This is a genomic window from Janthinobacterium sp. GMG2, from assembly GCF_033949445.1.
GTDB lineage: Bacteria > Pseudomonadota > Gammaproteobacteria > Burkholderiales > Burkholderiaceae_D > Janthinobacterium > Janthinobacterium aestuarii.
This window is the reverse complement of sequence record NZ_JAXAWA010000008.1, coordinates 1-26092: the sequence shown is the minus strand read 5'-3', so window position 1 is coordinate 26092 and position 26092 is coordinate 1. Positions and strand designations below refer to the sequence as shown.

Sequence of the window (26092 nt, the reverse complement as noted above, 5' to 3'; positions counted from 1 at the left end):
CTTGAAGTCAATTATAAATGAGAATCATTCGCAATCAAGTGTTATTTATGTGAAGAAAAACCGCGCAAAAAAAAAGCGCCGCGACAGGAAACCTGTCGCGGCGCAAAGGAGACCGATCGATACAACCGATCAGTTCGGGAAAAAAAGTCAGGCGCTCGCTTGCACGGCCGGCATGGAGACCGGCTTGGCAGTGGGCCGCTGCGCCAGCAAGACGACGGCGGCCAGCACCATGGCGCCGCCCAGCAATTGCGTGCCGCTGACGGACTCCTTCAGCAAGGTCACGCCGAACGCCATCGTGATCACGGGCTCGAACGTGGAAATGATGGACGCCTTGGCCGCGCCGATCTGCGCCACGCCGGCAAAGAAGGCGGCAATGGCGATGGCCGTCGAAAACAGGGCGATGGCGCTGACGGCAAGCCAGCCCGTCGCCGTGCCTGGCAAGGACACGCCCTGCCACAAGGCGATCGCGCTGTTCGACAGGCCTGCCGTGCCCAAAATCACGACGCAGGCGGCCAATGGGTGAATATTCTCGCGGCTTTTCGACAGGCTGTTGCCAAACAGGATGTACACGGCGTACACGCCGGCCGCCATCAATGCCAGGGCGATGCCGATGGGCTGGCCCTGCAGCTTGCCGCCCAGGGTGATGGCCATGCCGGCAATGGCCAGCGCCATCAGCACCAGCATGCGGCGGTCCAGCTTTTCCCAGCCCAGCGCCAGCGCGAGGATGGTGACCAGCACGGGATACACGTACAGCAGCATGCCGCACAGGCCGCTGCTGGCATACATGAGGGCATTGAAATAGCCTTGCGACTGGGCCGTGTACATCAGGCCCATCAGCATGTAGCCGGCCAGCAGGCGGCCGCGCGGCAAGCGCCAGCCGCCGAGCCACACGAGCGGCAGCAACAGCATGGCGGCGATAACGAAACGCAAGGCCAGCATGGTCGACGGGTTGACCCCGGACGCATATGCCGCCTTGGCAAACACTGCGGAACTGCCGAAACCGGCGGCCGACAGCAACACCAGCGCAACAGCGCGGCGATCAGACATGACTAAACCTCTTTGAGTACACCTGGGCAAACCTGCTGCGTATCGCGACGGTTTTCCAGGCGTTGTAACGTTGTAAATATAAATGCCCAGCAAGGCCGGGAGATGATGCATGCGTAAATCCTATTGCGGGTCACTTCACGCAGTGACGGCATCATATTCGCTTGCGCAAAATGAAACAAACCAATATTCTTCACGGATAGGCCAAATAATACTGAGGCTCAATTCTCTTGAGAACGCCATGTCACGTCCCTTGCCCCCACTTGCCGCCCTGCACGCCTTCGAGTCGGCCGCCCGCCATGAAGGCTTCCAGCGCGCGGGCGAAGAATTGCACGTGTCGGCCGGCGCCATCGGCCACCACGTCAAGCAGTTGGAAGCGTGGCTGGGCATCGTGCTGTTCCAGCGCCTGCCGCGCGGCGTGGTGCTGACCAATGCCGGCCAGCGCTATGCGGCCTCGCTGGGACCGATCCTCAACCAGCTGGCCGACGTGTCCGAGCAGGCGCGGCGCCAGGGCGACGACAAGGTGGTGACGGTGACGGCCACCAGCTCGCTCGTCTCGCGCTGGCTGATGCCGCGCCTGGGCCGGCTGCGCGACCGCTATCCGCAGATCGAGCTGCGCGTGCTCGCGTCGATGCACCCGGTCGACCTGGCGCGCGACGGCGTGGACGTGGCCATCCGCCTGGGACCGGGCCGCTATCCGGGCCTGAAAGTCGATTTACTGATGGAAGAATGGTTTTCCGCCGTCTGCAGCCCCGATTTCCGCGCCAACGCGGCCAGCCTGCGCCAGCCCGCCGACCTGCTGCGCTATCCGCTGCTGCACGACGAGCCGGAAGTGCACCTGCCCGGCGAAATCGACTGGACGCGCTGGCTGCACAGTTGCGGCGTGCACTACAGCGGCAATAGCGGCAACAGCGGCGCGCGCTTTTCGCACACCTATCTGTGCCTGGACGCGGCCGCCAGCGGTCAAGGGGTGGCCATTGCCGCCAGCCCCCTGATCGGCGACGACCTGCGCTCGGGCCGCCTGGTGCGCGTATTCGAACACGCCGTGCGCGGCCCCCACTGCTATTATCTGCTGCGCTCGCCCCAGGCGGAAACGCGGCCCCTCGTGCATGCATTCTGCGAATGGCTGATCGCCGAGGCGCGCGCCGACCAGGAAACCGTCTGGCCCACCGTGGAGACAGCATGACGAGCAGGGAACTGGCGCGCAGCGCCGCATATAGTGTCCAGCATGAATATGAGCACGCCACGGTGATCGCTGCCGATGGCCGGCAAGCCAGCGTGGGCGAGTTCTATGGCGACCCGGCCGCAGCCTTGATCGATGACCATGAGCAATGGTGCGCCGTGGCGGGCGAGGGATTGGTGCTGCGCCGGCTGGGCCAGCCGTTCGGCCAGTGCGCGGCCTATTTCCGCCAGCCTGGCGCAGTGCGCTGGATCACGGCTTTACGGCAAACGGGACCGTTTGCGCTGGAATGGCAGGGTGAGGATGGCGCTTGGTCCACCCTCGATGTCGAGCCGGTGGATGCGTCGGCTTACGCGCCAGGGCGCTAAGCCGACCTACGCCGACCAACGCCGACCTACGCCAGCGGCGGTGGATGGCCCGTAACCCGACAACACCACCAAACCAGCCGGAGCAACAGATCAGAGCACGTAGGTCGGCTTAGCGCGCAGCGCGTAAGCCGACAACATCATTACAACTTGATGAAGTGCTCGCGGTAGTACTTCAATTCCTCGATCGATTCCAGGATATCGGCCAGCGCCGTATGCTTCTGGTGTTTCTTGAAACCGGTGGCGATTTCCGGCTTCCAGCGCTTGCACAGCTCTTTCAGTGTCGATACGTCAACATTGCGATAGTGGAAGAACGCTTCCAGCTTTGGCATGCCGCGCACCATGAAGCGGCGGTCCTGGCCGATGGTGTTGCCGCACATGGGCGACTTGCCTGCCGGTACGTATTTCTTCAGGAACGCGATCAGTTCCGCTTCCGCCTGCGCTTCCGTCACGGTCGACGCTTTCACCTTGTCGATCAGGCCCGAGCGGCCATGCGTGCCCTTGTTCCAGGCATCCATCTTGTTCAGGGTTTCATCGGATTGATGAATCACGAACACGGGGCCTTCGGCCAGCAGGTTCAAGTGCATGTCCGTCACCACGACCGCCACTTCGATGATGCGGTCGGTATCGGGCTCCAGGCCCGTCATTTCCATGTCGACCCAGACCAGGTTCATCTCGTTTGGACGTGCCGGCACGGTGGGTGCGGGGGCGGATGCAGAGGTGGCTGCAGTTAAGTCGGTCGCTTGTGACATAATTCTCTCTTGGCCTAATCAAACTAAATAATCAGCCATTTTCTCACAGGCACAGAATGTATTCACTCGCGTTTTCGATTTTGTTTGTATCCGTCCTCGTTTTGACCCTGGCCGTGCGCTTCTGGCTCGCTTCGCGGCAGATTCGCCACGTGCTGGCCCACCGCGCCGCTGTTCCGCCCGAGTTCGCGGAAAAAATCCCGCTGGCCGCGCACCAGAAGGCGGCCGACTACACGGTGGCGAAGACCAAGTTCGGCCTGCTGACCTTGCTGGTCAACTACGCCGTGCTGATCGGTTTTACCTTGCTGGGCGGCCTGCAATGGCTGGCGCTGCACCTGAATGAATGGATGGGGCCGGGCTCGCCCATGCTGTACCAGATCGGCCTGATCGCCGCCTTTGCCGCCATTTCCGGCCTGATCGACCTGCCCTTCGATTACTACCGCCAATTCGTGCTGGAGCAGCGCTTCGGCTTCAACACCATGGCGCGCAAGCTGTTCTTCACGGACATGCTCAAGGGCGTGGGCCTGGGCGCGGCCATCGGCCTGCCGCTGATCTGGGTCGTGCTGGCGCTGATGGCCAAGTCGGGCGACCTGTGGTGGCTGTACGCGTGGTTCGTCTGGAGCGGCTTCCAGCTGCTGATGATGGTGCTGTTCCCGACCGTCATCGCCCCGCTGTTCAACAAATTCACGCCGCTGGCCGACGAAGCGCTGAAAAGCCGCATCGAAGGCTTGATGCAGCGCGTCGGTTTCGCTTCGAAAGGCCTGTTCGTCATGGATGGCTCGAAGCGCAGCGCCCACGGCAATGCGTATTTCTCGGGCTTTGGCGCCAACAAGCGCATCGTCTTCTTCGACACCCTGCTGTCGCGCCTGGCACCGCAGGAAATCGAAGCCGTGCTGGCGCATGAACTGGGTCACTTCAAGCTCAAGCACATCGTCAAGCGCATCGCCATGATGTTCGTCATCTCGCTGGGCTTTCTGGCGCTGCTGGGCTTCCTGAAGACGCAGCCATGGTTTTACGCGGGCCTCGGTGTTGACCCTGTCGCCCTGGCGCTCACTGGCCAGCCGACGGACGCGCTGGCCCTGCTGCTGTTCATGCTGGCCTTGCCCGTCTTCACTTTCCTGCTGGGACCGTTGACGTCGCTCAGCTCGCGCAAGCACGAATTCGAAGCGGACGCCTTTGCCGCCACGCACACGCAGGCGGACGACCTCGTCTCGGCCCTCGTCAAAATGTATGAAGACAATGCGTCGACCTTGACGCCCGACCCGCTGCACTCGGCCTTTTACGATAGCCACCCGCCGGCCAGCGTGCGCATCCGCCACCTGAAAGGGGCTGCCACATGAATACGCCATCGACCTCGCAAGACCTGGCCCAACTGTCCTGCGCGCAGCGCCAGCAGGCGCTGGGCGACACGGACATCGCCACCCTGCACGCCCTGCTGCCCCAGTGGACGGTGCAAAACGGCAAGCTGTGCCGCGACTTCGGCTTCAAGAATTACTACCAGACCCTGGCGTTCGTAAACGCCCTGGCCTATATGACCCATACGCAAGACCACCATCCGGAGCTCATCATTACTTACAAAACCTGCGCCGTGCGCTACGATACGCACTCGGTCAACCAGGGCGCCGGCGGCCTGTCCGAAAACGACTTTATCTGCGCCGCCAAGGCAGACCTCATCTACCAGAGCAGCCAGGTGTCCGCATGAGCGAAGGCAAGTTGACGGGCGTCATCATCGCCGCCCACGGCCGCCACTACCTGGCCGACGTGGACGGCGCCAAGCTGCAATGCGTGACGCGTGGCAAGAAAACCAATGTGGCCGTGGGCGACATCGTGCACCTGACGCGCACCTCGAACGACCAGGCCGTCATCGACCGCATCGAGGAACGCAAGACCCTGCTGTACCGCTCGGACCAGTACAAGTCGAAATTGCTGGCCGCCAATTTGACGCAGCTGTTCATCGTCGTTGCGACGGAGCCGGGCTTTGCCGACGACCTGATCTCGCGCTCGCTGGTGGCGGCCGACGCGGCCGGCATCGAAGCGCGCATCATCCTCAACAAAACGGACGTGACGGCTTCGCTGGAGCGCGCCCGCGAACGCCTGCTGCCGTATTCCTCGATGGGTTACCCCGTCGATGAAGTGTCGGCCCGTGCCGAACCCGAGCACGCCGTGGCCACCCTGGCGCCGCTGCTGGCGGGCCAGTCGTCGATCCTGATCGGCCAGTCGGGCATGGGCAAGTCGTCGCTGATCAACCTGCTGGTGCCGGACGCCGACATCGCCGTGCGCGAAATCTCGGCCGCGCTCGACACGGGCAAGCACACGACGACCTTTACGCGCTTGTACAAGCTCGACGAACTGGGCTCGAACAGCTCCATCATCGATTCGCCCGGCTTCCAGGAATTCGGCCTGTACCATTTGTCCGAAGGCATGCTGGAGCGGGCCTTCCGCGAATTCCAGCCGTATCTTGGCGGCTGCAAGTTCTATAACTGCCGCCACCTGATCGAGCCGCAATGCGCCATCCTGCAAGCCTTATCGGAAGGCAAGATTGCCAAGATGCGCCATACCCTGTACGGCCAGCTGCTGCACGAATCGGCGCAGACCTTGTATTAAGAAATATTTCCCCATTCAAATATAGCGCCGCAAAACACCCGGCAGGCGAAATTTAATTTCGCCGCCGAGCACGCCTTCCGACTTTAATCCCAAAACCGTTCATCTGCCGTTTTATGCACTTCATCGCGTAAAACCTGCCTTCCATCGCCTGCCGCTGGCGATGGCAAAGGCCGTTTGCTACCTTGTCACCAGTCCCTGCCGGAAACCTGCCAGCGACCACACGATCTAACTCCCATCCATCCAGCCATCCTGATCGAAGGTGAATGTCATGCATACCAAACGTTTCCTCCCCCTTGCCGCCGCCCTGTTCGCGCTTGTCGCCGGCACCGCCCACGCGCAAACCGTTGCGACTCCACAAACCACTGGCAGTGTCAGAGTCAGCAGCAACGCGTACTACCATGTGACGGCGCAGGAAGCGTCCGAGATCGAACGGCAATACCGCCTGTCGAACGGGCAACGGCTGGAAGTGCGCCAGCAAGACAGTCACTTCTACGGCCGCCTGATCGACGACCGCGAAATGCAGCCAAAACCCAGTGTGAGAATCCTTCCCATCGGGGCTGGCAAGTTTGCCACCCAGAAAGGTGCAACATTCGCCTTCAGCAATGCGGGCGAACAGGTGACCATCGACAACGCCCAGCTGCTGTCGGGCTTGCGCCTGCCTGACGACACGCGCAGCATCAGCGGCGTCAGCGTCAACAGCGTTCGTCTGGTTTCACGCTAGGCGCACGGCAGAGCGCATGCGGCATGGGGCAAATCGCCCCGCCTGCGGCGTCATGCCGGCGACATAATTCTGACAGGCGTACTGAACAATTCCCCTGAATGCAGCTTACAATGCCATGACACATGGCCTGTGCGGACACAGGCTGGCGCCACTGTTTGCGGGGAGAATGCTTGAATGGAAATGTTCGCGCTCGAACATGACGTAGCGCAGTGGGAAAGCGCATTGCTGCCGTTGCGCGGCGCCGGGCGCGTACCGCTGCTGCTGTTGCTGTCCTGGCATTTGCGCCAGCGTGACGGCAACAGAGCAATTGCGCTGAGCGAGGAAGCGCATCTGCTGCTGCCGCTGGCCGACTTCGATGCGGCCGCATTGGAACAGGCGCGCGCGCGTCTGCAACTGGTGCAGGCGGAAGTGGCCTGGCTGCAAGGCGCGCTCGACTCCGCGGAAAGCCTGGCCATGGCCGCGTGCGCCACCTGCGGCGCACACGGCGACGGCGCCGGCTGCGCCGACGCCCACTGGCTGCTGTCCTCGATCGCCGTCGACCGCGGCGACCATGCCCGCTGCGATGCCGAACTGCTGGCCGCGGCGCAGCAAGCGCGTGGCGCCGGCGATGCGATGCGCGCCAGCCTGGCCGACGCGGCCACGGCGCGCTGGGCCGTCTTGCGCGACGCGCCGGCCGCCCAGGCCCGCTGGGGCGGCCACTTCCGGGCCGACGGCGCCAGCGGCAAGCTGCCCGCGCCGCTGGCCGCCTGGGTGCACGATTTCCGCGGCTTGTTGGCGCACACGTCGCGCGACCTGGGCGCGGCCGCCGGCCACTACATGCAAAGCTACGAAGCGGCCCTGGAAAGCGGCCAGCTGCGCGGCGCCATCACGGCCGCCATCAATATCGGCGACTGTTTCTCCAGCCTCAACGACAACGAATCGGCGCTCGAATGGATGCAGTGCGCGCTGGACCTGGCGCGCCCCACGGGCTGGCCGCGCAGCATCGGCGCCTGCCAGACGCATACGGCCGAAACCATGCGCAAGCTGGGGCGCCTGGGCGCGGCGGAAGACTTGCTGCGCGAAGCGCTGCACATCCTGACTCCCATGGCGGGCGCGCGCACCTATGCCAACGCCCTGTTCCACCTGGGCGAACTGAGCCTGGACAAAGGCGACTACGACACGGCGCTCGACGCCTTCAGCCGTCTGGCGCAGCGCGCCGAAGCGCTGGGCCAGGCCGATTTCCGCAGCATGGCGCAACGCGGCAGCGCCCACGCGCTGTCTTACCTGGACCGCCCGGACGAAGCGCTGCAGGCAGCCGAGCGGGCTTGCCAGCTGGCCACCGCGCAGGGCGACGCCATGCATCAGGTGGCGGCGCTGCGCGTGCTGTCCATGCTGCATGCGCGCCACGACCTGCCGCCGCCCGCAGGCATGCAGGAACGCAATCCCGCCCTGCATTTCCTGCACCAGGCGCTGCAGGTGGCCGCCTCCATCGACGGCTATGTGCCGCCCGGCGAACTGCTCGATGCGCTGGCGCGCGAGTACGCGCATGCGGGCGACTATGCGCGCGCCTACGATATCGCCCTCGCGGCGGGCGTGGCGCGCGAAAAAAGCCACACCCAGCAGGCAAGCAACCGCGCCACCGCCATGCAGGTCTACCACCAGACGGAACATGCGCGCTCGGAAGGCTATCACCACCGCGAACTGGCCGCCTCGGAAGCACGGCGCGCCGAAGTGCTGCAGCAAACCAGCGACACCCTGGAACGGCTGTCGGCCATCGGCCAGGAAATCACCACCCACCTCGACGCCAGCGCCGTATTCCAGGTGCTGGACCGCCACGTGCATGCCTTGCTGCCAGTCAACACCTTCGCCGTCTACATGCTCGATGCGGCGGGCACGGCGCTGCGCCGCGCGCACGGCATGGAAGCGGGCCGCCCCTTGTCCGACAACGCCATTCCACTGAGCAACCCACGCGCCTACTCCGTGCGCTGCCTGCTGGGCCGGCGCGAAGTGTATATCGACCAGGTACCGCCGAAGCGCCACGCCTACACCGTGCCCGGCACCCTGCATAACCAGAGCGTGCTGTACGTGCCCTTGACGGTGGGCGAACGCGTGCTGGGCGTGATGACGGTGCAGGCTTGCCATGCCCATGCCTACGGCGAACGCGAACGCCTGATCTTCCGCACCCTGTGCGCGTATGGCGCCATCGCGCTCGACAATGCCAGCGCCTACCGGCAACTGCAGGATGCCCAGGCGCAACTGGCGTCGCAGGAAAAGCTGGCCGCCCTCGGCTCGCTGATGGCCGGCGTGGCGCATGAACTCAATACCCCGATCGGCAACAGTTTATTAATCGCCAGCACCATGCTGCAAAAGACCGAAGACGTGGAGCGCCTGATGAACGGCCCCGGCCTGCGCCGCTCGGACCTGGCCGCCTACATCGACGATGCAAGCAAGGCGTCGGCGCTGGTGATGCGCGGGCTGCACAGCGCGGCCGACCTCGTCAACAGCTTCAAACAGGTAGCCGTCGACCGCACCACCGAACAGCGGCGCCAGTTCGACCTGCAACAGGTAAGCAATGAAATCATCGCCACCGTCATGAACCGCATCCGCAGTTCGGGCCACCGCATCGAGACGGACATTGCATTCGGCATCGCCATGGACAGCTATCCGGGCCCGTTCGGCCAGGTGATCACCAATCTGATCAACAATGCCCTGCTGCACGCCTTCGCACCCGCACCCAACGACGGTGCCGCCGGCACCGGTTGCATGCGCCTGTCCGCCACGCTCGACGGCGCGCGCGTGCAGGTCGTCTTCGCCGACAATGGCGGCGGCATCGCCGAACAGCATTTGTCGCGCATCTTCGACCCTTTCTTTACCACCAAGCTTGGCCAGGGCGGCAGCGGCCTCGGTTTGTCGATCAGCTACAACATCGTCACGGCGCTGCTGGGCGGCACCATCCAAGTGGCCAGCAGCCCCGCCGGCACGCGTTTCACGCTGGATTTACCGCTGGTGGCGCCCCAGCTGGACGGGGCCGCGCCCGCCAGCATCTATTAATCCGCCGCCCTTTGCCCGGGTGCAGGCTTGCCTATACAAGTACGCGCCCGGACGGTCTTTCCAATCTAAAAGCAAAACCCTTATAATTGAACGGCTGAAGTACTTGCCATTGCATTATTTTCAACATGGCAAACCGCATCGACCCGCGCGACAAGCGTCGCGCTGGCACCGATCAACACAGCAGCGCGCCGGGCGAGGCAGTCATCAGACGAGATGTTGTACGCTGATGCAACCCGGCGGGAAAGGCACGCCGCCGGCGGCCTGCGCATCTTCAAGTGGTCATTATGTCGACAAAAAAACCGATCAAGCACTACCTCCAGTTCTCCGATTTCACGTTGGAAGAGTATGAATATGTGATCGAACGCGCCCATCTGATCAAGCGCAAGTTCAAGAACTATGAAATCTACCATCCACTGATCGACCGCACCCTGGTGATGGTCTTTGAAAAGAACTCCACCCGCACGCGATTGTCGTTCGAAGCCGGCATGCACCAGCTGGGCGGCGCCGCCATCTACCTGAACACGCGCGATTCCCAATTGGGCCGCGGCGAGCCGGTGGAAGACGCGGGCCAGGTCATGTCGCGCATGTGCGACATCATCATGGTGCGTACCTTCGGCCAGGAGATCATCGAGCGTTTCGCCGCCAATTCGCGCGTGCCGGTAATCAATGGTCTGACCAATGAACACCACCCGTGCCAGGTCTTTGCCGACATTTTCACCTACATCGAACACCGCGGCTCGATCGCCGGCAAGGTCGTCGCCTGGATCGGCGACGCCAACAACATGCTGTACTCGTGGCTGCAGGCGGCCGAAGTGTTCGGCTTCCACGTCAACGTCTCGACGCCGAAGGGCTACGACATCGACCTGTCGCAAGTCAAGACGCAGCGCTATACCTTCTTCGCGAACCCGTCGGATGCCTGCGAAGGCGCGCACCTGGTCAACACAGACGTGTGGACCAGCATGGGCTACGAAGCGGAAAACGCGGCACGTATCGCCGCCTTCGACGGCTGGATCGTCGATGGCGCGAAGATGTCCCGCGCCGCACCCGACGCGCTGTTCATGCACTGCCTGCCCGCCCACCGCGGCGAGGAAGTGGCGGCCGAAGTGATCGACGGCCCGCAATCGGTCGTGTGGGACGAGGCGGAAAACCGCTTGCACGTGCAAAAAGCGCTGATTGAATACCTGTTACTCGGTAAAATCCAATAATTCGCCCGGCACTGCATAAAACCTGGCAGCATCGCAATACATACATCGACAACGACAACTGGAAGCAATATGAGCGACATTAAAAAAGTAGTCCTGGCCTATTCCGGCGGACTCGACACCTCCGTCATCCTGAAATGGCTGCAAGATAACTACCAGTGCGAAATCGTCACCTTCACGGCCGACCTGGGCCAGGGCGAAGAACTGGAACCGGCGCGCGCCAAGGCCATCAAATTCGGCATCAAGCCGGAAAACATCCATATCGAAGACGTGCGCGAAGAATTCGTGCGCGATTTCGTCTTCCCGATGTTCCGCGCCAACACCGTGTATGAAGGCGAATACCTGCTGGGCACCTCGATCGCCCGTCCGCTGATCGCCAAGCGCCTGATCGAAATCGCCAACGCCACGGGCGCCGACGCCATCTCGCACGGCGCGACCGGCAAGGGCAACGACCAGGTGCGTTTCGAACTGGGCGCCTACGCCCTGAAGCCTGGCGTGAAGATCATCGCCCCATGGCGCGAATGGGATCTGCTGTCGCGTGAAAAACTGCTGAAGTACGCGGAAGACGCCGGCATCGAAATCGACATGAAGCACAAGAACGGCGGCGCGCCGTACTCGATGGATGCCAACTTGCTGCACATCAGCTTTGAAGGCCGCCACCTGGAAAACCCGAGCGCCGAAGCGGAAGAGACCATGTGGCGCTGGACCGTTAGCCCGGAAAAGGCGCCGGACGAAGCGGAATACCTGGACATCGAATACGAAAAAGGCGATATCGTCGCCATCAACGGCGTGCGCATGTCGCCCGCCACCGTGCTGGCCGAACTGAACAAGGTTGGCGGCAAGCATGGCGTGGGACGCCTGGACCTGGTGGAAAACCGCTACGTCGGCATGAAATCGCGCGGCTGCTATGAAACCCCGGGCGGCACCATCATGCTGAAAGCCCACCGCGCCATCGAATCGATCACCCTGGACCGCGAAGTGGCCCACCTGAAAGATGACCTGATGCCGCGCTACGCGTCGATGATCTACAACGGCTACTGGTGGGCGCCCGAGCGCGTCGCCCTGCAGACCCTGATCGACCACACGCAGGAAACCGTGAACGGCTGGGTACGCATCAAGCTGTACAAGGGCAATGTCATCGTCGTCTCGCGCGATTCGAAAACGGATTCGCTGTTCGACATGAACATCGCCACCTTCGACGAAGACGGCGGCGCCTACAACCAGGCCGACGCCGGCGGCTTCATCAAGCTGAACGCCTTGCGCATGCGCATCGCCGCCATCGCCCGCGAAAAGCGTGGCCAAAAGTAACTAGTTGCCGGGAGGCACTACCTCCCGCGCCAAGCAAAGCCGCCCACGGGCGGCTTTTTTACATTTGAAACGCACTCGACCACGATTTACGGCCCGGCGCGCGCCCGGATCACCCCCATTTTGCTGTGCGCGTGGCAAAATGCTACAGTGCAATTGTGCTGACCTTCCCGCTTCCGGAGCCCTCCCATGTTCAAAGACCTGAGTATCAAGAATAAACTGTACCTGGGCTTCGGCTCCATCGTGGCCATCATCCTGATACTGCTCGGTGTGGCCTACAACAGCTTTTCGCGCCTGTCGGAAGCCAATGCATGGGACCGCCACACGATGGAAGTGCTGGGCGAGATCGACAGGATCCACAATTCCATCCTGCAAATCCAGGTGGAAGCACGCGGTTTCATCCTGACCGGCAGTGAAACGTCGCTGTCGCCGGAATCGAATGAAATGGACGTGCTGAGCCAGCACACGCAAAAAGCCATCGCCATGACGGCCGACAACAAGGTGCAGTCGGAACGCTTCCGCAAGATCGACGCGCTGACCACCACCTGGGTCAAGGAGTGGATCACCCCGCTGATCGAAAAACGCCGCGCGCTGGGCAATGCGCCCGGTGCCACGGAAACGGTGGCGCGCACCATGCCGGCCGGCGGCTACCCTGCCGTCAGACAGGCGAACAAGCTGCTCGACGAAGTCGCGGCCGAAGAGTCGCGCTTGCTGGCCGAACGCACGGCCACCACGACAAAATTGCAGGAAACCATGATGCTGACCCTGGCGCTGGGCGGCCTGCTGTGCGTGGCGCTGGCGCTGGGCATTTCCTACCTGCTGGGCCGCGCCATCCTCGGCCCGCTGAACAGCCTGACGGATGCCGTCGGGCGCATCGCCAGCGGCGACCAGCGCGCGCGCGCCACCATCCTTTCGCGCGACGAGCTGGGCAAGGTATCGGAAGAATTCAACCGCATGGCGCAAACCATCCAGGACAACCAGGCCAATGAGCTGGCCGCGACGAATAGCTTGCGGGCCAAGGTCGATTCGCTGCTGGAAGTGGTCTCGAAAGCCGCCTCGGGCGACCTGACGGGCAAGGTCGGCATCACGGGCAGCGACGCCATCGGCCAGCTGGGCAATGGCCTGGCGAAGATGTTTGAAAATCTGCGCAGCCTGCTCAACAACGTGCAAAAGGCCGGCATCCAGGTGACAACCTCCGCCACGGAAATCGCCGCCTCGGCGCGCCAGCAGGAAGCCACGGGCATCGAGCAGGCGCAAACGAGTGTGGAAATCCTCAGCACCACCAAGGAAATCTCGGCCAACACGAGCCAGTTGCTCAAAACCATGGAAGACGCCACCGCGGTGGCCGACTACACAACCAACGCGACGGCCGAAGCGCAGAACAACCTCAAGCGCATGGATTCGACCATGCAGCACATGGTCTCGGCCACCGATTCCATCAATGCCAAGCTGGCGGCCCTGTCGGAAAAAGCCAGCAATATCAATAGCGTGCTGATCACCATCACCAAGGTGGCCGACCAGACCAACATCCTGTCGCTGAACGCCGCCATCGAGGCGGAAAAAGCGGGCGAGGCGGGCCGCGGCTTTTCCGTGGTGGCCACGGAAATCCGCCGCCTGGCCGACCAGACGTCCGTCTCCACGTGGGATATCGAGCAAATGCTCAAGGAAATGCAGTCGGCCGTGTCCGCCAGCGTGATGGGCATGGATAAATTCTCGGAAGAAATTCGCCGCAGCGTGGGCGAAGTGCGGCAAGTGGCCGAGCAGCTGTCGTCCGTGATGGACCAGGTGCAAAAACTCACGCCGCAATTCGACGCCGTGCTGCAAGGCATGCAGTCGCAGGCGATCGGCGCTTCGCAGATTTCCGACACCATGATGCAGCTCAACGACGCCACGCAGCAGACGGTGGAGTCCTTGAAGGCCACCAGCGAAGCCGTGCACCAGCTGCAATATGCGGCGGGCGACCTGCAGTCGAGCGTGTCGACTTTCGCCGTGACCATCTGATTCCATGAAAGTGCTGCTCTTTCACATCGGACGCGACCGCTACGGCCTGCCCTTGGCCCGCATCGTGCGCGTCCTGCCGCTGCTGGAGCTGAAACAGTTGCCGCTCACGCCAGACTACGTGGCCGGCCTGATGGACTTGCATGGCACGCCCGTGCCCGTGATCGACCTGTCGCGCCTGGCCGGACTGCCGGCCGCCGCCGCGCAGTTCGACACGCGCATCGTCATCGTCGACTACCGCGCCCCTGGCGGCGAAACCACGCACGCGCTGGGCCTGCTGGCCTCGCAAGTGCGCGGCATCGCCGACATCGACACGCTCCAGCTTGAAGACAGCGGCGTGGCGACAGTGCCCTTCCTGGGCCAGGTGGCCAGCGATGCCGACGGCATCGTGCAGCTGGTGGAACTGGAACACCTGCTGCCGCCGGACGTGCGCGCGCTGCTGTTTCAAGACGCGGGCGCGGCATGACGGCGCAAACCCTGCTGCGCCGCGCGACCGGCCTGTCCGTCTCCAAATCCGTGGCCGAACGGGCCGTCGGCCAGCGCATGGAGCAAACGGGCTTTGCCGATAGCGAAGCGTACCTGCAGGCGCTCACGCCGGCCGAAATGACGCAATTGATCGAACTGGTGGTGGTGCCCGAATCGTGGCTGTTCCGCGATCCGCAAGCGTTCTACGCCACCGTCGAACTGGTGCAGGAACGCTGGGCGCGGGGGCGCGCCACGCGCATCCTGTCGATCCCGTGCGCAGGCGGCGAGGAGCCGTATTCGATGGCCATGGCGCTGCGCGACGGCGGCGTGCCGAAACAGGCGTTCAGCATCGACGCCTATGACCTGAGCCCCGGCTGCATCGAACGGGCGCAGGCGGGAATCTACGGCCGCAACGCCTTCCGCGCGCAGGACGTGGCCTTCCGCGAACGCTATTTCACGCACGTGGCCGACGACTCCTACCGCATCATCGACTCCTTGCGCGAACAGGTGACCTTCAGGCAGGGCAACCTGCTGCAGTTCGATACGGCCACCTACAGCCGCCATTACGACGTCATCTTTTGCCGCAACCTCCTGATCTACTTTGACAAGCCGACCACGCGCGCGGCCATCCATAACCTGTCGGCCCTGCTGGCCGACGACGGCATGCTGCTGGCCGGCTATGCGGAAGTGCCGTCGTTCTGCCAGAACGGCTTTACGACGCTGCAGTTCCGCCAGGCGTTCGCCCTGAAGAAGGAAACGGCGGCGCCGGCCAGTCCCGTGCCAGTGGCGCCACTACTGCCGGCCTTGCGCACCTTGCGCAGCGTGCCGCCCGCGCCAAGGCGCACAACGGTGGCCCCTCCCTCTCCGGCGGTGCCGCGCACGCGCCCCGTGTCCGTGCCGCCGCCCGCGCAAACTGCGCAGGCTGATTTGCTGGCCGAGGCGCGCCTGCTGGCCGACCGTGGCCAGTTGCGTGAGGCCGGCGAAAAATGCCACGCCCACCTGGCGAAAGTGCCCGAGGCGGCGGAAGCGTATTTCATGCTGGGCATCATCAATGAACTGGCCGGCAAGATGGACCTGGCCGACGACTACTGGCGCCGCTGCATCTACCTGCAGCCCGACCATTACGAGGCGCTGTGCCACCTGTCCCTGCTGGCCGAACGCAATGGCAACCACACGGCCGCCGCCACCCTGAAGGCACGCGCGGCACGCATCTACGAGCGCCGCCAGGCGTCCAACTAAGGGGCAAGCATGACAAATCTCATCGCCACCGAGTCCCCCGCCACCATCGACGACTGCTGGAACCATATCGGCGTGGTCGGCGACCAGAGCTGCCCCAAGCTGCCCGCCAACGTGCATTGCCGCAACTGCGACGTGTATGCGGGCGCCGCCCAGCGCAACCTGCAGCGGCCCGTGGACGAACACTACCGGCGCGACTGGGCCAGCCACTTCCGCCAGATCGATGCGGGCGGCGAAGTGCGCGACAGTTCGGCGCTGGTGTTTCGCATCGGCCGCGAATGGCTGGCGCTGCCCACGCGCGTGTTCGACTCCGTGGCGCCGCAGGCCAAGCCGCACGCGCTGCCGCACCGCGGCGGGGGCGGCCTGGCGGGCATCGTCAATATCGGCGGCAAGCTGTATCCGTGCATGTCGCTGGCCAGTTTGCTGGGCATCGATGAACAGGGCGCACCGCCAGCCAAGGGCCGCCACACGTTTGCGCGCCTGCTGCTGATGCGCTGGGAAGAGCAGGCCTACGCGCTGCCCGTGGCCGACCTGCACGGCATCGTGCGTTACGCGTCGGGCGCCGTGCAGGCACCGGCGGCCACCATCAACAAGGGGCTGTCGCGCTTCCTGTCGGGCGTGATCACCGAAGGCGACATGCGCATCGGCTGCCTCGATACGGCGCTGATCGGCTTTCAACTTGCGAGACTATTACGATGAGCCAGGACCAGCACGGCGACCTCAGTGCCTTTTCCATGCTGGACCTGTTCCGCATGGAAGCGGACAGCCAGACCCAGATCCTTACAGACGGCTTGCTGGCCATGGAGCGCCATGCGGGCGACGCGGCCGCCGTCGAAGCGATGATGCGCGCGGCCCACTCGATCAAGGGCGCGGCCGCCATCGTCGGCCTGCAAGTGGTGGTGCAGCTGGCGCACGGCATGGAAGACAGCTTTGTCGCCGCCCAGCATGGGCGCTTGAAGCTCACGCCGGAGCGGGTCGACGTGCTGTTGTCGGGCGTCGACCTGATCGTGCAGCTGTCGCGCCTGGACGACGCGGGCGCCGAAGCCTGGCTGGCCGCGAATGCGGCGCAGATCGACCAGACCCTGAACGCCATCGCCGGTATCGCCGACCTGCCCGAATTGCCGGCCCTGCCCCCGGCGCCTGCGCCCATGTCTGCACCCTTGCCGCCGGAAGCGGCAGAACCGCAAGTGCCCGTGGCCAGCGGCCTGGCGGGAGAGGAAGCGGAAGCGGCCGCGCCTGCGCCGCGTACAGCGACCAGTACAGGTGCGCCGGCCAAGGCCCAGGCGCAAAACTTCGACAAACTGCTGTCGCTGGCCAGCGAATCGCGCATCAATGCGCACCAGATGCACCCGTTCGTCGGCGCCCTGCAGCGCTTTAAGCGCAACCAGAGCAGCCTGTTTTCCGCCATCGAGCACCTGCACGAAGCCATTGCCCGTTCGGCCGACCCGGGCCTGATGGAAAAGTCCCTGCTGGCGCTGCAAAAGACGCAGCCCCTGAAGCAATTCATGCTCGAGCACATCGCCGACATCGAAACCTATGAACGGCGCCTGCTGGCCGTCTCGCAAGGCATGGTCGACGAAGTGCTGGCCCTGCGCATGCGCCCTTTCCGCGACGGCATCCACGCGTTCCCGCGCATGGTGCGCGACCTGGCGCGAAGCCTGGGCAAGGAAGTGCAGCTCGAGATCGAAGGCGAAGACACCCTGGTCGACCGCGACATCCTGGCGAAGATCGAAAGCCCGCTGAACCACATGCTGCGCAATGCCATCGACCATGGCATGGAAGGCCCGTACGAGCGCATCGACGCGGGCAAGGAAGCGCTGGGCACGATACGCATGGAGGCGCGCCACCGCGCCGGCATGCTGAGCATCGAGATCAGCGACGACGGGCGCGGCGTCGACCTGGAGAAAATCCGCCAGTCCGTCATCGAGCGCAAGATGGCCAGTCCCGCCATGGCCGCCGCGCTGTCGGCGGGCGAGCTGCTGGAATTCCTGTTCCTGCCCGCCTTCAGCCTGAAGGAAAAGGCCAATCAATTGTCCGGACGCGGCGTGGGCCTCGACATCGTGCACGAGACGATACGCCAGCAAAACGGCACGGTGCGCCTGGAATCGGAACCGGGCCGCGGTTTCCGCGCCCTCATCACATTGCCGCTGACGCAATCGATCGTGCGCGCGCTGGTGGTCGACGTGCACGGCGAAGCCTACGCCATTCCCATCGTCAAGGTGGAAAGCGTGGTGCGCGTGCCGCAAGCGGCCATCCATACGCTGGAAAACAAGCAGTTCTTTGAACTCAAGGGCGAGCATCTGGGCCTGGTATCGGCGGCGCAGGTGCTCGAACTGGGCGAAGCGGCCAACCAGGCCGAGGACTTGCCCGTGGTGGTGATCGGCCGGGGCAAGCAAAGCTATGCGCTGGTGGTCGACGCCATCCGCGGCGAGCAAAGCCTGGCCGTGCAAGCCATCGATCCGATCTTCGGCAAGATGCGCGACATTTCCGCCGCCGCCCTGCTCGACGACGGCGAGCCGGTGCTGATCCTCGACGTGCCCGATTTGCTGCTGTCGATCGATAAGCTGCTGCACGAGGGCGGCCTGCACCAGCTGGCGCAGGCGGGCCACGCCGAACGCCGCAAGGCCAAGCGCATCCTCGTCGTCGACGATTCGCTGACGGTGCGCGAGATGGAGCGCAAGCTGCTGCTGGCGCGCGGCTTCGACGTCGACGTGGCCATCGACGGCATCGACGGCTGGAACGTGGTGCGCAGCGGAGAATATGACCTGGTGATCACCGACGTGGACATGCCGCGCATGGATGGCATCGAACTCGTTTCGCTGATCAAGAAGGACCTGCACCTGCACAAGCTGCCGGTGATGATCGTGTCGTACAAGGACCGTCCGGAAGACCGCGCGCGCGGCCTGTCCGCCGGCGCCGACTATTATTTGACCAAAGGCAGCTTCCACGACGAGACCTTGCTCGACGCGGTGGCCGACCTGATAGGAGATGCCCGCTTATGAGCTGTCATTCATGAAAATTGCCATTGCCAACGATGTCGCCATGGCCGCCGAGGCGCTGCGCCGCGTGGTCGCCAGTACGCAGGAACACCAGGTGCTGTGGATCGCCCGCACGGGGCTCGAAGCCGTGCGCATGTGCGAGGGCAACCGTCCCGACCTGATCCTGATGGATCTGAACATGCCGGAGATGGATGGCGTGGAAGCGACGCGCCTGATCATGGAGCAAAGCCCGTGCGCCATCCTCGTCGTCACGGGCCGCCCGCAAGACAATGTCAACCAGGTCTTCCGCGCGCTGGGCGCGGGCGCGCTCGATGTCACGGCCACGCCCGTGCTGCAGGGGGAAGTGGGCGGCGACAGCGAGCTGCTGGCCAAGATCAAGACCATCGGCAAGCTGATACGCCACAGCGCCGAAGCGCCGCCGCCGCGCCAGGCACCGGCCAATGGCGGCGACCGGGGCGACGGCCAGGTCAGCACCCTGGTGGCCATCGGCGCCTCGACGGGCGGGCCGTCGGCCGTGGCCAAGGTGCTGTCCGGCTGGACGGCGCCGCCCGGCTGCGCCATCGTCGTGGTGCAGCATATCGATGAAACCTTCGCTTCGCACTTCGCCAAGTGGCTCGATGACCAGCTCAGCATGCCCGTGCGCGTGATCGCCGAGGGCGACGAACTGGTGGCTGGCAGCGTACTGATCGCCAAGACCAATGATCACCTGCTGCTAGATCAAAATTATCGTTTGGGTTACGATGCAGCACCACGCGACTATGTTTACCGCCCGTCCGTCGATGTCTTCTTCAACTGCGTGGCGCAGCACTGGCGTGGCGATGCCATCGGCGTATTGCTCACAGGCATGGGGCGCGACGGCGGCGATGGTTTGCTGGCCATGCGCCGCGCCGGCAAGACGACGATTGCGCAAGACCAGGCCAGCAGCGCCGTGTATGGCATGCCGCGCGCGGCTGCGGAACTCGATGCGGCGCAGCAAATCCTGCCATTGGATAGAATAGGCGCCAGCCTGCGCAGCCGCCTGGGCGCCAAGCTCAACAATGGGTGGGAGCCCTCCCCTAACATCTGAAAAGAATGCAATGCCAGAATTCTCCTCCAGCTTCACCCAGCATGAGCCCGCATTGACCGAATTCAAGGTCAGCGTGCTGCTGGTGGACGACCAGTTGATCATTGCCGAAGCAGTCCGGCGCATGCTCAGCGACCAGCAGGATGTCGAATTTCATTACGTGACCGATGCCACGCAGGCGCTGGACACGGCACTGCGTTTGCAACCGACCGTCATCCTGCAAGACCTCGTGATGCCTGGCATCGACGGCTTCGCCCTCATCCAGCTGTACCGCGAAAACGAGGCGCTCGCGCATGTGCCCGTCATCGTGATGTCGGCCAAGGATGACCCGAAACTGAAGGCCCACAGCTTTGCCGTCGGCGCCAACGATTATGTGGTGAAACTGCCCGACCGGCTGGAACTGCTGGCGCGCATACGCTACCATTCCAACGCGCACATCAGCCGCTTGCAGCGCGACCAGGCTTTTCGTTTCCTACGCGAAAGCCAAAAGAACCTGGCCGACGCGAATATTGAACTACAGAAACTAGCTGCCCTCGATGGCTTGACGGGTATCGCCAACCGGCGCCGCTTCGATGAAACCCTGCAATTCGAATGGCAGCGGGGCCAGCGCGACAAGACGCCGCTGAGCCTGCTGTTTTGCGATATCGACCATTTCAAAAGCTATAACGACCATTTTGGCCACTTGGCGGGCGACCTGGGCCTGAAAAAAGTCGCCGCCGTGCTGACGGAACATTTGAAACGCCCGGCCGACCTGGCCGCCCGCTATGGCGGCGAAGAATTCGCCCTGATCCTGCCGGAAACGGAAGCGGCCGGTGCGCTGCAGATCGCCGAAGCATGCCGGCGTCATCTGGAAGGCTTGCAGATCGAAAACCCGGCGGCAAGCAAGGGCATCGTCACCATCTCGATCGGCGTGGCCACCGTCGTGCCGTCGCCGGACTCGACGATCGAGCAACTGATCAACCGCGCCGACCAAGCCCTGTACGCGGCCAAGCGCGGCGGACGCAACAGCGTGCTGAGCGCCAATGACGTCCGCGACTGATTTTTAACAGCAAGGAAAGTGAAGCATGAGCACACAACTGGACAATGTCAGCGTCGTCAAGAAGTCGAATATCTACTTTGACGGCAAATGCGTCTCGCACAACGTCATCCTGGCCGATGGCACGAAGAAAAGCGTGGGCGTGATTTTCCCGTCATCGTTGCGCTTCAACACGGGCGCGCCGGAAATCATGGAAATCGTCGGCGGCTTGTGCAAGGTGCGCCTGGCTGACGCGACAGAATGGAACAGCTATGGCGCGGGCACGCAATTCAGTATCCCGGGCAATAGCTATTTTGATATTGAAACGGTCGAGACCGTGGATTACGTCTGCCACTTCGGTTAATCAGACGAAAACAGGCTCAGGCGACAGGCGCACGCCATATTTCGCCTCAACATCATCCTGTATCGCTTCCGCCAGCCGGGTAATGTCCGCGCCACGAGCGCCGCCATTATTCACCAGAACCAGCGCCTGCTTGGGATACACTCCCGCGGGCCCCAGGTTTTTTCCCTTCCAGCCGCATTGATCGATCAGCCAGCCGGCCGCCAGCTTTTCCGTGCCATCGGGCTGCGCATGGTGCACCAAGGCAGGGAAACGTTCCAGCAAGGCCGCACACTGTTCGCGCGATACCACGGGATTCTTGAAGAAACTGCCCGCATTGCCGATCACGGCCGGGTCCGGCAATTTTCTCCGGCGGATCGCCATCACCGTGTCGGCCACCTGTTGCGGCGTCGGCTCGGCAAGATTGCGCTCAGCCACGGCCTGCGCCAGTTCCGCATAGCGCAAGTTCGGCTGCCATTCGGCCGGCAAGGCAAACGTCACTTCCAGCACGATCAGTTCGCGCCCGTCCGCCTGCTTGAAGATGCTGTCGCGGTAGGCGAAGCGGCAAGCATCGCGGTCCATGTCGAAAACGATGCCGCTGGCGCTGTGCATGACGCTCACGCTATGCAGATAATCCTTGATTTCCACGCCATACGCGCCGATATTCTGGATAGGAGCCGCGCCCACCGTGCCCGGGATCAGTGACAGGTTTTCCAGCCCGCCCACGCCTTGCGCCAGGGTCCACTGCACGAAATCGTGCCAGTTTTCGCCGGCCGCGGCCGTGACGAGTATGGTCTCGAAGTCCGCCTGCGCCAGGCGCATGCCGCGCGTGGCCATGTGCAGCACGGCGCCGGGAAAGTCGCCGGTCAGGACGATGTTGCTGCCGCCGCCCAGTATCAGGCGCGGCATGGCGGACAAGGCGGGATCTTGCAGCGCGGCCTGCAATTGGGCCTGCGAAGTGATGCGTACGTAGGCGGCCGCATTGGCCGTGATGCCGAAGGTATTCAGGCGCTGGAGGTTGTAATTGTGTTCGATGGTGAGCTCTGCAGACATGGGATAGCGATTATTTTGCTCGATTATAGAGTGAAACCGACAAAAAACCAGCGCAAGACAAGGGCGACTTGCCCGTTGTCCGTTAAAATGTCGCATCTTTAACAGGGCCGTCCCATGGCGCAGAATCAGCCGCCAAGGCCCAGCGCACCGAGCGTGCGCTCGCTTTAACAAGAAAAGGAACAGACCATGCCGTCATTTGATGTAGTCTCCGAAGCCGATATGATCGAAGTCAAGAATGCCGTCGAGCAATCCAACAAGGAAATCACGACCCGATTCGACTTCAAGGGCAGCGACGCCCGCGTCGAACACAAGGAAAACGAATTGACCGCGTTCGCGGATTCGGAATTCCAGCTCAGCCAGGTGCGCGACGTGCTGACCAACAAATTGACCAAACGCAAGGTCGATGTGCGCTTCCTCGACGAAGGCGATATCAAGAAGATCGGCGGCGACAAGGTCAAGCAGATCATCAAGATCAAGAATGGCATCGAATCGGATGATGCCAAGAAAATCGTGCGCGTCATCAAGGACAGCAAGATGAAAGTGCAAGCGAGCATCCAGGGTGAAGCCGTGCGTGTCACGGGCGCCAAGCGCGACGACCTGCAAGCGGCCATGGCCATGCTGCGCAAGGACGTGCCCGACATGCCGCTGGAATTTAACAATTTCCGCGATTAATTTCGATGATGCGCACGCTGCGGCCTGCGCTTGCACCGGCGTGGCGGCAAGCTGCCTCGGAGCGCCTGCCCGCTTGGGGTAGAATTGAAGCTGCGCACAGCTACATGCGCCCGCCCGCCTGACCGGCGGCGGGCTTGACCGTACATCTGGCTCAGTGATAACCACGGTAGTCTAAGGATAGCAATGAAACGTGTTGATGATTTCCGCCTGCGATTTGGCAAAAAAGAATATGTGCCCATCATGATAGGCGGAATGGGTGTGGATATTTCCACGTCGGAGCTGGCGCTGGAAGCGGCCCGGCTGAACGGTATCGGGCATATCTCCGATGCCATGGTGGAAGACGTGTCGGATCGCCGTTTCGACACCACCTTCGTCAAAGACAAGACGAAACTGTACAAGTTCAACATCAATAACAGCGACAAAGCCGTGGTGCAGTTCGACCTGGGCCGTTTGGCGGAAGCGCAGCGCCTGCATATCGGCCGCACCATGGAAGCGAAAAAAGGCGATGGCCTGATTTTCGTCAATTGCATGGAAAAGCTGACCATGAACGGCCCGCGCGAAACCTTGCGTGTGCGCCTGAATGCGGCGCTCGACGCCGGCATCGACGGCATCACCCTGTCCGCCGGCTTGCACTTCGGCTCGTTCGCCCTGATGGCCGATCACCCGCGTTTCCGCGATGCCAAGCTGGGCATCATCGTTTCGTCCGTACGCGCCTTGCAGATTTTCCTGCGCAAGAACGCCAAGCTGGACCGTTTGCCTGACTTTATCATCGTCGAAGGACCATTGGCCGGCGGCCACCTGGGTTTCGGCATGGACTGGGCCAATTACGACCTGCACACGATCACGGCGGAACTGCTGGCCTACCTGAAGGCCGAACAGCTGGACATCCCGCTGATTGCCGCTGGCGGCATTTTCACGGGCAGCGATGCCGTCTCCTTCCTGGAAGCGGGCGCGGCCGGTGTGCAAGTCGCGACGCGCTTTACCGTCACGAATGAATGCGGCTTGCCAAACAAGGTCAAGCAGGAATACTACAAGGCCTCGGAAGAAGACATCATCGTCAATGGCGTCTCGCCGACCGGCTACCCGATGCGCATGCTGAAGAACACGCCCGCCATCGGCGCCGGCATCCGTCCAGGCTGTGAATCGTATGGCTATCTGCTCGACGCGACCGGCAACTGCGCGTACATCAACTCGTACAACCGCGAAGTGGCGGCTCATCCCGAGCAAAAAACCGTCGTCGTGATGGACAAGACTTGCCTGTGCACACACATGCGCAACTTCAATTGCTGGACCTGCGGCCACTACACGTATCGCCTGAAGGACACCACGCACAAGCTCGACAACGGCGAATACCAGATCCTGACGGCCGAACACGTCTTCAAGGATTACCAGTTCAGTGTCGACAACCAGATCGCCCTGCCGGAAAAAGAAATCCTGGTAGCAAGCTGAATCTTGTCAGCCTGATATAAAAATGGCGCAGCCTGCGAAGGCTGCGCCATTTTTTTATGCGGGTAGCATGTCCCGCACTGCCCGTGCGATCGCGTCGAACTTGGGCCGCTGCAATACCTCGTCTTGCAGGCAAGCATCCATCATGGCCTGCAGGGCGGGCAAGGGCGTCGCACAGTGCGCGATCAACTCGCCCAGCAGCACGCCAAAGGCGCGCGCCTCTATGCCCTGCAGCACCTCCCCTTGCGGCGAGCCGGGCGCAAACATGGACGCCGCACCAAAGTCGCCCAGCAAGCAGGCGCCAGCGTCCGCATGCAGGATATTGTGCGCATACAGGTCGCCATGCACGATGCCGTGCGCATGCAACTGGCGCACGGCCGATGCGATACCGTGGGCAATGGCCAGCGCTTGCTGTGCCTCAAAGCATTCGCCATCGGCATACACGTCGCGCGTGCACGATTCCAGGCTCGGCGGACCGGCCAGGTTGCGGTAGGCTGCATCGATGAGCGGCATGACGAGCCCCAGCGCCCCTTGCGGATGCGCATCGAGCGTGCCGAGGATGGGGATCAGGCCCGGATGGACACCGGCGCCGACGCAGGCGGCCATTTCGCTGCGCGGCAAGCCGTCGCTGGTCATCGCTCCCTTGAACACTTTGACGGCCACGTCATTGACGCCATCGAGACGGGCACGGTAAATCACGCCCGATGCGCCCTCGCCCAGCTGCTGCGCCAGTTCCAGGCGCTGCCATGCCACGCCAGCCGCTCCCGTACCGGCCAGAGCGGCCAGCTCACGCGCTTCCGTAAAGGGATTGCCCGCATACGCGAGCCAGCTCAGGCGTGGCAAGGATAGCAGGCACTCAGGCAGTGCCGTGAAACGGTTGGCGGCAATGCGCACCAGCTCCAGTCGGTGGCAAGCCGCCAGGGTAGCTGGCAAGTGGCTCAGGCAGTTCCCCGCCAGCATAAGTTTCTGCAATTGACTGCACTTGCCCAGCTCATCCGGCATGGATTCGATGGCATTGTCGGTCAGGGTCAGCCAGCGCAGCCTCGGCGGCAAGGCTGCGGCCGGTACGTGGCGTATCCGGTTCGCCTTGAAACCGATCATTTCCAGGGCTAGACATGAACCAAGCACGGCCGGCAAGGTGGTGAACAGGTTATCCGAGCAAAAAATGATGCGCAGCTTGTGCAGGCGCGGCAAATCGTCGGGCAATGTGGACAACGCGTTGCCTGACAGGTCGAGGATTTCCAGGCTGTCGGCCAGGTCGAAGATTTCGCCGGGGAATTCCGTCAAGCCGCAGGACAGTTTCAGGCGGCGCAGGCCGGCAAGTTGGCCAGCACGTAATTGTTCCAGTGTATGCACAGCAGACAAGATATCCCTTTCAAGGTAGCACGCGATCGATGCCATGCATAAAACCATTGGACGTAAATAACAACCGGGGTCAGACCCTCCATGCCGCTCACGCAAGCGTCGGCGCCAACGCGCAAGGGGATCTGACCGTAGGTCGGCTTAGCGCGCAGCGCGTAAGCCGACGCCACCAGCGGCGCCCAACAAAACCACCAAACGAAAAAAAACCCGCCAATTGCTTGACGGGTTTTTCTCTTACTGCGA

24 protein-coding genes are annotated in these 26092 nt (G+C 62.9%); 19 read left to right on the top strand and 5 right to left on the bottom strand.

Annotation, left to right across the window (positions count from 1 at the left end):
- Positions 1-147: 147 nt before the first annotated feature.
- The gene (locus SKZ59_RS23920) at positions 148-1047 is read right to left on the bottom strand and encodes a DMT family transporter (RefSeq protein ID WP_058051029.1); all 900 of its coding nucleotides are present in this window, start codon (positions 1045-1047) and stop codon (positions 148-150) included.
- 238 nt (positions 1048-1285) lie between these two features.
- On the opposite strand from SKZ59_RS23920, the gene gcvA reads away from it, so the two are divergent.
- Positions 1286-2230, top strand: a complete 945-nt coding sequence (gene gcvA, locus SKZ59_RS23915; protein WP_319993156.1) for a transcriptional regulator GcvA — start codon at positions 1286-1288, stop codon at positions 2228-2230.
- A complete protein-coding gene (locus SKZ59_RS23910) occupies positions 2227-2592 on the top strand; it encodes a hypothetical protein (protein WP_319993155.1) in 366 nt (121 codons plus the stop codon). Before gcvA ends, SKZ59_RS23910 begins: the two co-directional genes overlap by 4 nt.
- 140 nt (positions 2593-2732) lie before the next feature.
- Here the strand turns inward: SKZ59_RS23910 and orn are convergent, their stop codons facing one another.
- Positions 2733-3341: an oligoribonuclease gene (gene orn / locus SKZ59_RS23905; protein WP_175444464.1), complete on the bottom strand. Its 609-nt coding sequence runs from the start codon at positions 3339-3341 to the stop codon at positions 2733-2735.
- A 56-nt stretch (positions 3342-3397) separates the two neighbouring features.
- Here orn and SKZ59_RS23900 point away from each other — a divergent pair, with 56 nt between their 5' ends.
- The 15 genes from SKZ59_RS23900 to SKZ59_RS23830 all read left to right on the top strand — a co-directional run bounded on the left by SKZ59_RS23900 (position 3398) and on the right by SKZ59_RS23830 (position 21340).
- Positions 3398-4678: a M48 family metallopeptidase gene (locus tag SKZ59_RS23900; RefSeq protein WP_219330198.1), complete on the top strand. Its 1281-nt coding sequence runs from the start codon at positions 3398-3400 to the stop codon at positions 4676-4678.
- A complete protein-coding gene (locus SKZ59_RS23895; protein ID WP_219330197.1) occupies positions 4675-5040 on the top strand; it encodes a 4a-hydroxytetrahydrobiopterin dehydratase in 366 nt (121 codons plus the stop codon). Before SKZ59_RS23900 ends, SKZ59_RS23895 begins: the two co-directional genes overlap by 4 nt.
- The gene (rsgA, locus tag SKZ59_RS23890) at positions 5037-5942 is read left to right on the top strand and encodes a ribosome small subunit-dependent GTPase A (RefSeq protein ID WP_319993154.1); all 906 of its coding nucleotides are present in this window, start codon (positions 5037-5039) and stop codon (positions 5940-5942) included. Before SKZ59_RS23895 ends, rsgA begins: the two co-directional genes overlap by 4 nt.
- A 268-nt stretch (positions 5943-6210) precedes the next feature.
- Positions 6211-6663 carry a hypothetical protein gene (locus SKZ59_RS23885; RefSeq protein ID WP_070300827.1) on the top strand — a complete coding sequence of 151 codons (453 nt, stop codon included), beginning with the start codon at positions 6211-6213 and terminating at the stop codon, positions 6661-6663.
- 180 nt (positions 6664-6843) lie between these two features.
- Entirely contained in the window at positions 6844-9693 is a 2850-nt protein-coding gene (locus SKZ59_RS23880) for an ATP-binding protein (protein WP_319993153.1), read from the top strand.
- Between the two features lie 284 nt (positions 9694-9977).
- Complete coding sequence (gene argF / locus SKZ59_RS23875; RefSeq protein WP_034759379.1) at positions 9978-10898, top strand: ornithine carbamoyltransferase; 921 nt, start codon at positions 9978-9980, stop codon at positions 10896-10898.
- Between the two features lie 69 nt (positions 10899-10967).
- Positions 10968-12203 (top strand): argininosuccinate synthase, encoded by a 1236-nt coding sequence (locus SKZ59_RS23870; RefSeq protein WP_034759383.1) that lies wholly within the window; start codon positions 10968-10970, stop codon positions 12201-12203.
- Positions 12204-12389: 186 nt separating this feature from the next.
- Positions 12390-14201: a methyl-accepting chemotaxis protein gene (locus SKZ59_RS23865; protein ID WP_034759388.1), complete on the top strand. Its 1812-nt coding sequence runs from the start codon at positions 12390-12392 to the stop codon at positions 14199-14201.
- Between the two features lie 4 nt (positions 14202-14205).
- Positions 14206-14664 carry a chemotaxis protein CheW gene (locus SKZ59_RS23860; protein WP_072456273.1) on the top strand — a complete coding sequence of 153 codons (459 nt, stop codon included), beginning with the start codon at positions 14206-14208 and terminating at the stop codon, positions 14662-14664.
- Positions 14661-15902 carry a CheR family methyltransferase gene (locus SKZ59_RS23855; protein WP_319993152.1) on the top strand — a complete coding sequence of 414 codons (1242 nt, stop codon included), beginning with the start codon at positions 14661-14663 and terminating at the stop codon, positions 15900-15902. The genes SKZ59_RS23860 and SKZ59_RS23855 overlap by 4 nt, the downstream gene beginning before the upstream one ends.
- A 9-nt stretch (positions 15903-15911) precedes the next feature.
- A complete protein-coding gene (locus SKZ59_RS23850) occupies positions 15912-16598 on the top strand; it encodes a chemotaxis protein CheW (protein WP_034759397.1) in 687 nt (228 codons plus the stop codon).
- Positions 16595-18901: a hybrid sensor histidine kinase/response regulator gene (locus SKZ59_RS23845; RefSeq protein WP_319993151.1), complete on the top strand. Its 2307-nt coding sequence runs from the start codon at positions 16595-16597 to the stop codon at positions 18899-18901. The genes SKZ59_RS23850 and SKZ59_RS23845 overlap by 4 nt, the downstream gene beginning before the upstream one ends.
- A 10-nt stretch (positions 18902-18911) precedes the next feature.
- Positions 18912-19964 carry a chemotaxis-specific protein-glutamate methyltransferase CheB gene (cheB, locus tag SKZ59_RS23840; RefSeq protein WP_034759403.1) on the top strand — a complete coding sequence of 351 codons (1053 nt, stop codon included), beginning with the start codon at positions 18912-18914 and terminating at the stop codon, positions 19962-19964.
- Between the two features lie 10 nt (positions 19965-19974).
- Positions 19975-21000, top strand: coding sequence for a diguanylate cyclase (locus SKZ59_RS23835; protein WP_070300817.1), 1026 nt, complete (start codon positions 19975-19977; stop codon positions 20998-21000).
- A gap of 25 nt (positions 21001-21025) precedes the next feature.
- A complete protein-coding gene (locus SKZ59_RS23830) occupies positions 21026-21340 on the top strand; it encodes a pyrimidine/purine nucleoside phosphorylase (protein WP_072456264.1) in 315 nt (104 codons plus the stop codon).
- Here SKZ59_RS23830 and murB read toward each other — a convergent pair whose 3' ends face one another.
- Positions 21341-22369 carry a UDP-N-acetylmuramate dehydrogenase gene (gene murB / locus SKZ59_RS23825; RefSeq protein ID WP_034759411.1) on the bottom strand — a complete coding sequence of 343 codons (1029 nt, stop codon included), beginning with the start codon at positions 22367-22369 and terminating at the stop codon, positions 21341-21343. It lies immediately after the preceding gene.
- A gap of 186 nt (positions 22370-22555) precedes the next feature.
- On the opposite strand from murB, the gene SKZ59_RS23820 reads away from it, so the two are divergent.
- Both SKZ59_RS23820 and SKZ59_RS23815 read left to right on the top strand, forming a co-directional pair.
- Complete coding sequence (locus SKZ59_RS23820; protein WP_034759416.1) at positions 22556-23041, top strand: YajQ family cyclic di-GMP-binding protein; 486 nt, start codon at positions 22556-22558, stop codon at positions 23039-23041.
- Positions 23042-23224: 183 nt separating this feature from the next.
- Entirely contained in the window at positions 23225-24490 is a 1266-nt protein-coding gene (locus SKZ59_RS23815; RefSeq protein ID WP_034759421.1) for a nitronate monooxygenase, read from the top strand.
- A gap of 54 nt (positions 24491-24544) precedes the next feature.
- On the opposite strand, the gene SKZ59_RS23810 is transcribed toward SKZ59_RS23815, so the two are convergent.
- On the bottom strand, positions 24545-25843 hold the full coding sequence (locus tag SKZ59_RS23810; RefSeq protein WP_319993326.1) for a leucine-rich repeat-containing protein kinase family protein: 1299 nt from the start codon (positions 25841-25843) through the stop codon (positions 24545-24547).
- Positions 25789-26092 (bottom strand): hypothetical protein (locus SKZ59_RS23805; RefSeq protein WP_319993150.1); only part of this gene is annotated, 304 nt, incomplete at its 5' end. The genes SKZ59_RS23810 and SKZ59_RS23805, both read right to left, overlap by 55 nt.

Bases quoted from the DNA above. Each gene is read 5' to 3' on its own strand.
- SKZ59_RS23870 (WP_034759383.1), top strand. From the start codon at position 10,968: ATGAGCGACATTAAAAAAGTAGTCCTGGCCTATTCCGGCGGACTCGAC.
- SKZ59_RS23910 (WP_319993155.1), top strand. From the start codon at position 2,227: ATGACGAGCAGGGAACTGGCGCGCAGCGCCGCATATAGTGTCCAGCAT.
- gcvA (WP_319993156.1), top strand. From the start codon at position 1,286: ATGTCACGTCCCTTGCCCCCACTTGCCGCCCTGCACGCCTTCGAGTCG.
- SKZ59_RS23830 (WP_072456264.1), top strand. From the start codon at position 21,026: ATGAGCACACAACTGGACAATGTCAGCGTCGTCAAGAAGTCGAATATC.
- SKZ59_RS23880 (WP_319993153.1), top strand. From the start codon at position 6,844: ATGTTCGCGCTCGAACATGACGTAGCGCAGTGGGAAAGCGCATTGCTG.
- SKZ59_RS23820 (WP_034759416.1), top strand. From the start codon at position 22,556: ATGCCGTCATTTGATGTAGTCTCCGAAGCCGATATGATCGAAGTCAAG.
- SKZ59_RS23920 (WP_058051029.1), bottom strand. From the start codon at position 1,047: ATGTCTGATCGCCGCGCTGTTGCGCTGGTGTTGCTGTCGGCCGCCGGT.
- SKZ59_RS23835 (WP_070300817.1), top strand. From the start codon at position 19,975: ATGCCAGAATTCTCCTCCAGCTTCACCCAGCATGAGCCCGCATTGACC.
- SKZ59_RS23855 (WP_319993152.1), top strand. From the start codon at position 14,661: ATGACGGCGCAAACCCTGCTGCGCCGCGCGACCGGCCTGTCCGTCTCC.
- SKZ59_RS23850 (WP_034759397.1), top strand. From the start codon at position 15,912: ATGACAAATCTCATCGCCACCGAGTCCCCCGCCACCATCGACGACTGC.
- rsgA (WP_319993154.1), top strand. From the start codon at position 5,037: ATGAGCGAAGGCAAGTTGACGGGCGTCATCATCGCCGCCCACGGCCGC.
- argF (WP_034759379.1), top strand. From the start codon at position 9,978: ATGTCGACAAAAAAACCGATCAAGCACTACCTCCAGTTCTCCGATTTC.
- cheB (WP_034759403.1), top strand. From the start codon at position 18,912: ATGAAAATTGCCATTGCCAACGATGTCGCCATGGCCGCCGAGGCGCTG.
- murB (WP_034759411.1), bottom strand. From the start codon at position 22,369: ATGTCTGCAGAGCTCACCATCGAACACAATTACAACCTCCAGCGCCTG.
- SKZ59_RS23815 (WP_034759421.1), top strand. From the start codon at position 23,225: ATGAAACGTGTTGATGATTTCCGCCTGCGATTTGGCAAAAAAGAATAT.
- orn (WP_175444464.1), bottom strand. From the start codon at position 3,341: ATGTCACAAGCGACCGACTTAACTGCAGCCACCTCTGCATCCGCCCCC.
- SKZ59_RS23865 (WP_034759388.1), top strand. From the start codon at position 12,390: ATGTTCAAAGACCTGAGTATCAAGAATAAACTGTACCTGGGCTTCGGC.
- SKZ59_RS23845 (WP_319993151.1), top strand. From the start codon at position 16,595: ATGAGCCAGGACCAGCACGGCGACCTCAGTGCCTTTTCCATGCTGGAC.
- SKZ59_RS23860 (WP_072456273.1), top strand. From the start codon at position 14,206: ATGAAAGTGCTGCTCTTTCACATCGGACGCGACCGCTACGGCCTGCCC.
- SKZ59_RS23885 (WP_070300827.1), top strand. From the start codon at position 6,211: ATGCATACCAAACGTTTCCTCCCCCTTGCCGCCGCCCTGTTCGCGCTT.
- SKZ59_RS23900 (WP_219330198.1), top strand. From the start codon at position 3,398: ATGTATTCACTCGCGTTTTCGATTTTGTTTGTATCCGTCCTCGTTTTG.
- SKZ59_RS23895 (WP_219330197.1), top strand. From the start codon at position 4,675: ATGAATACGCCATCGACCTCGCAAGACCTGGCCCAACTGTCCTGCGCG.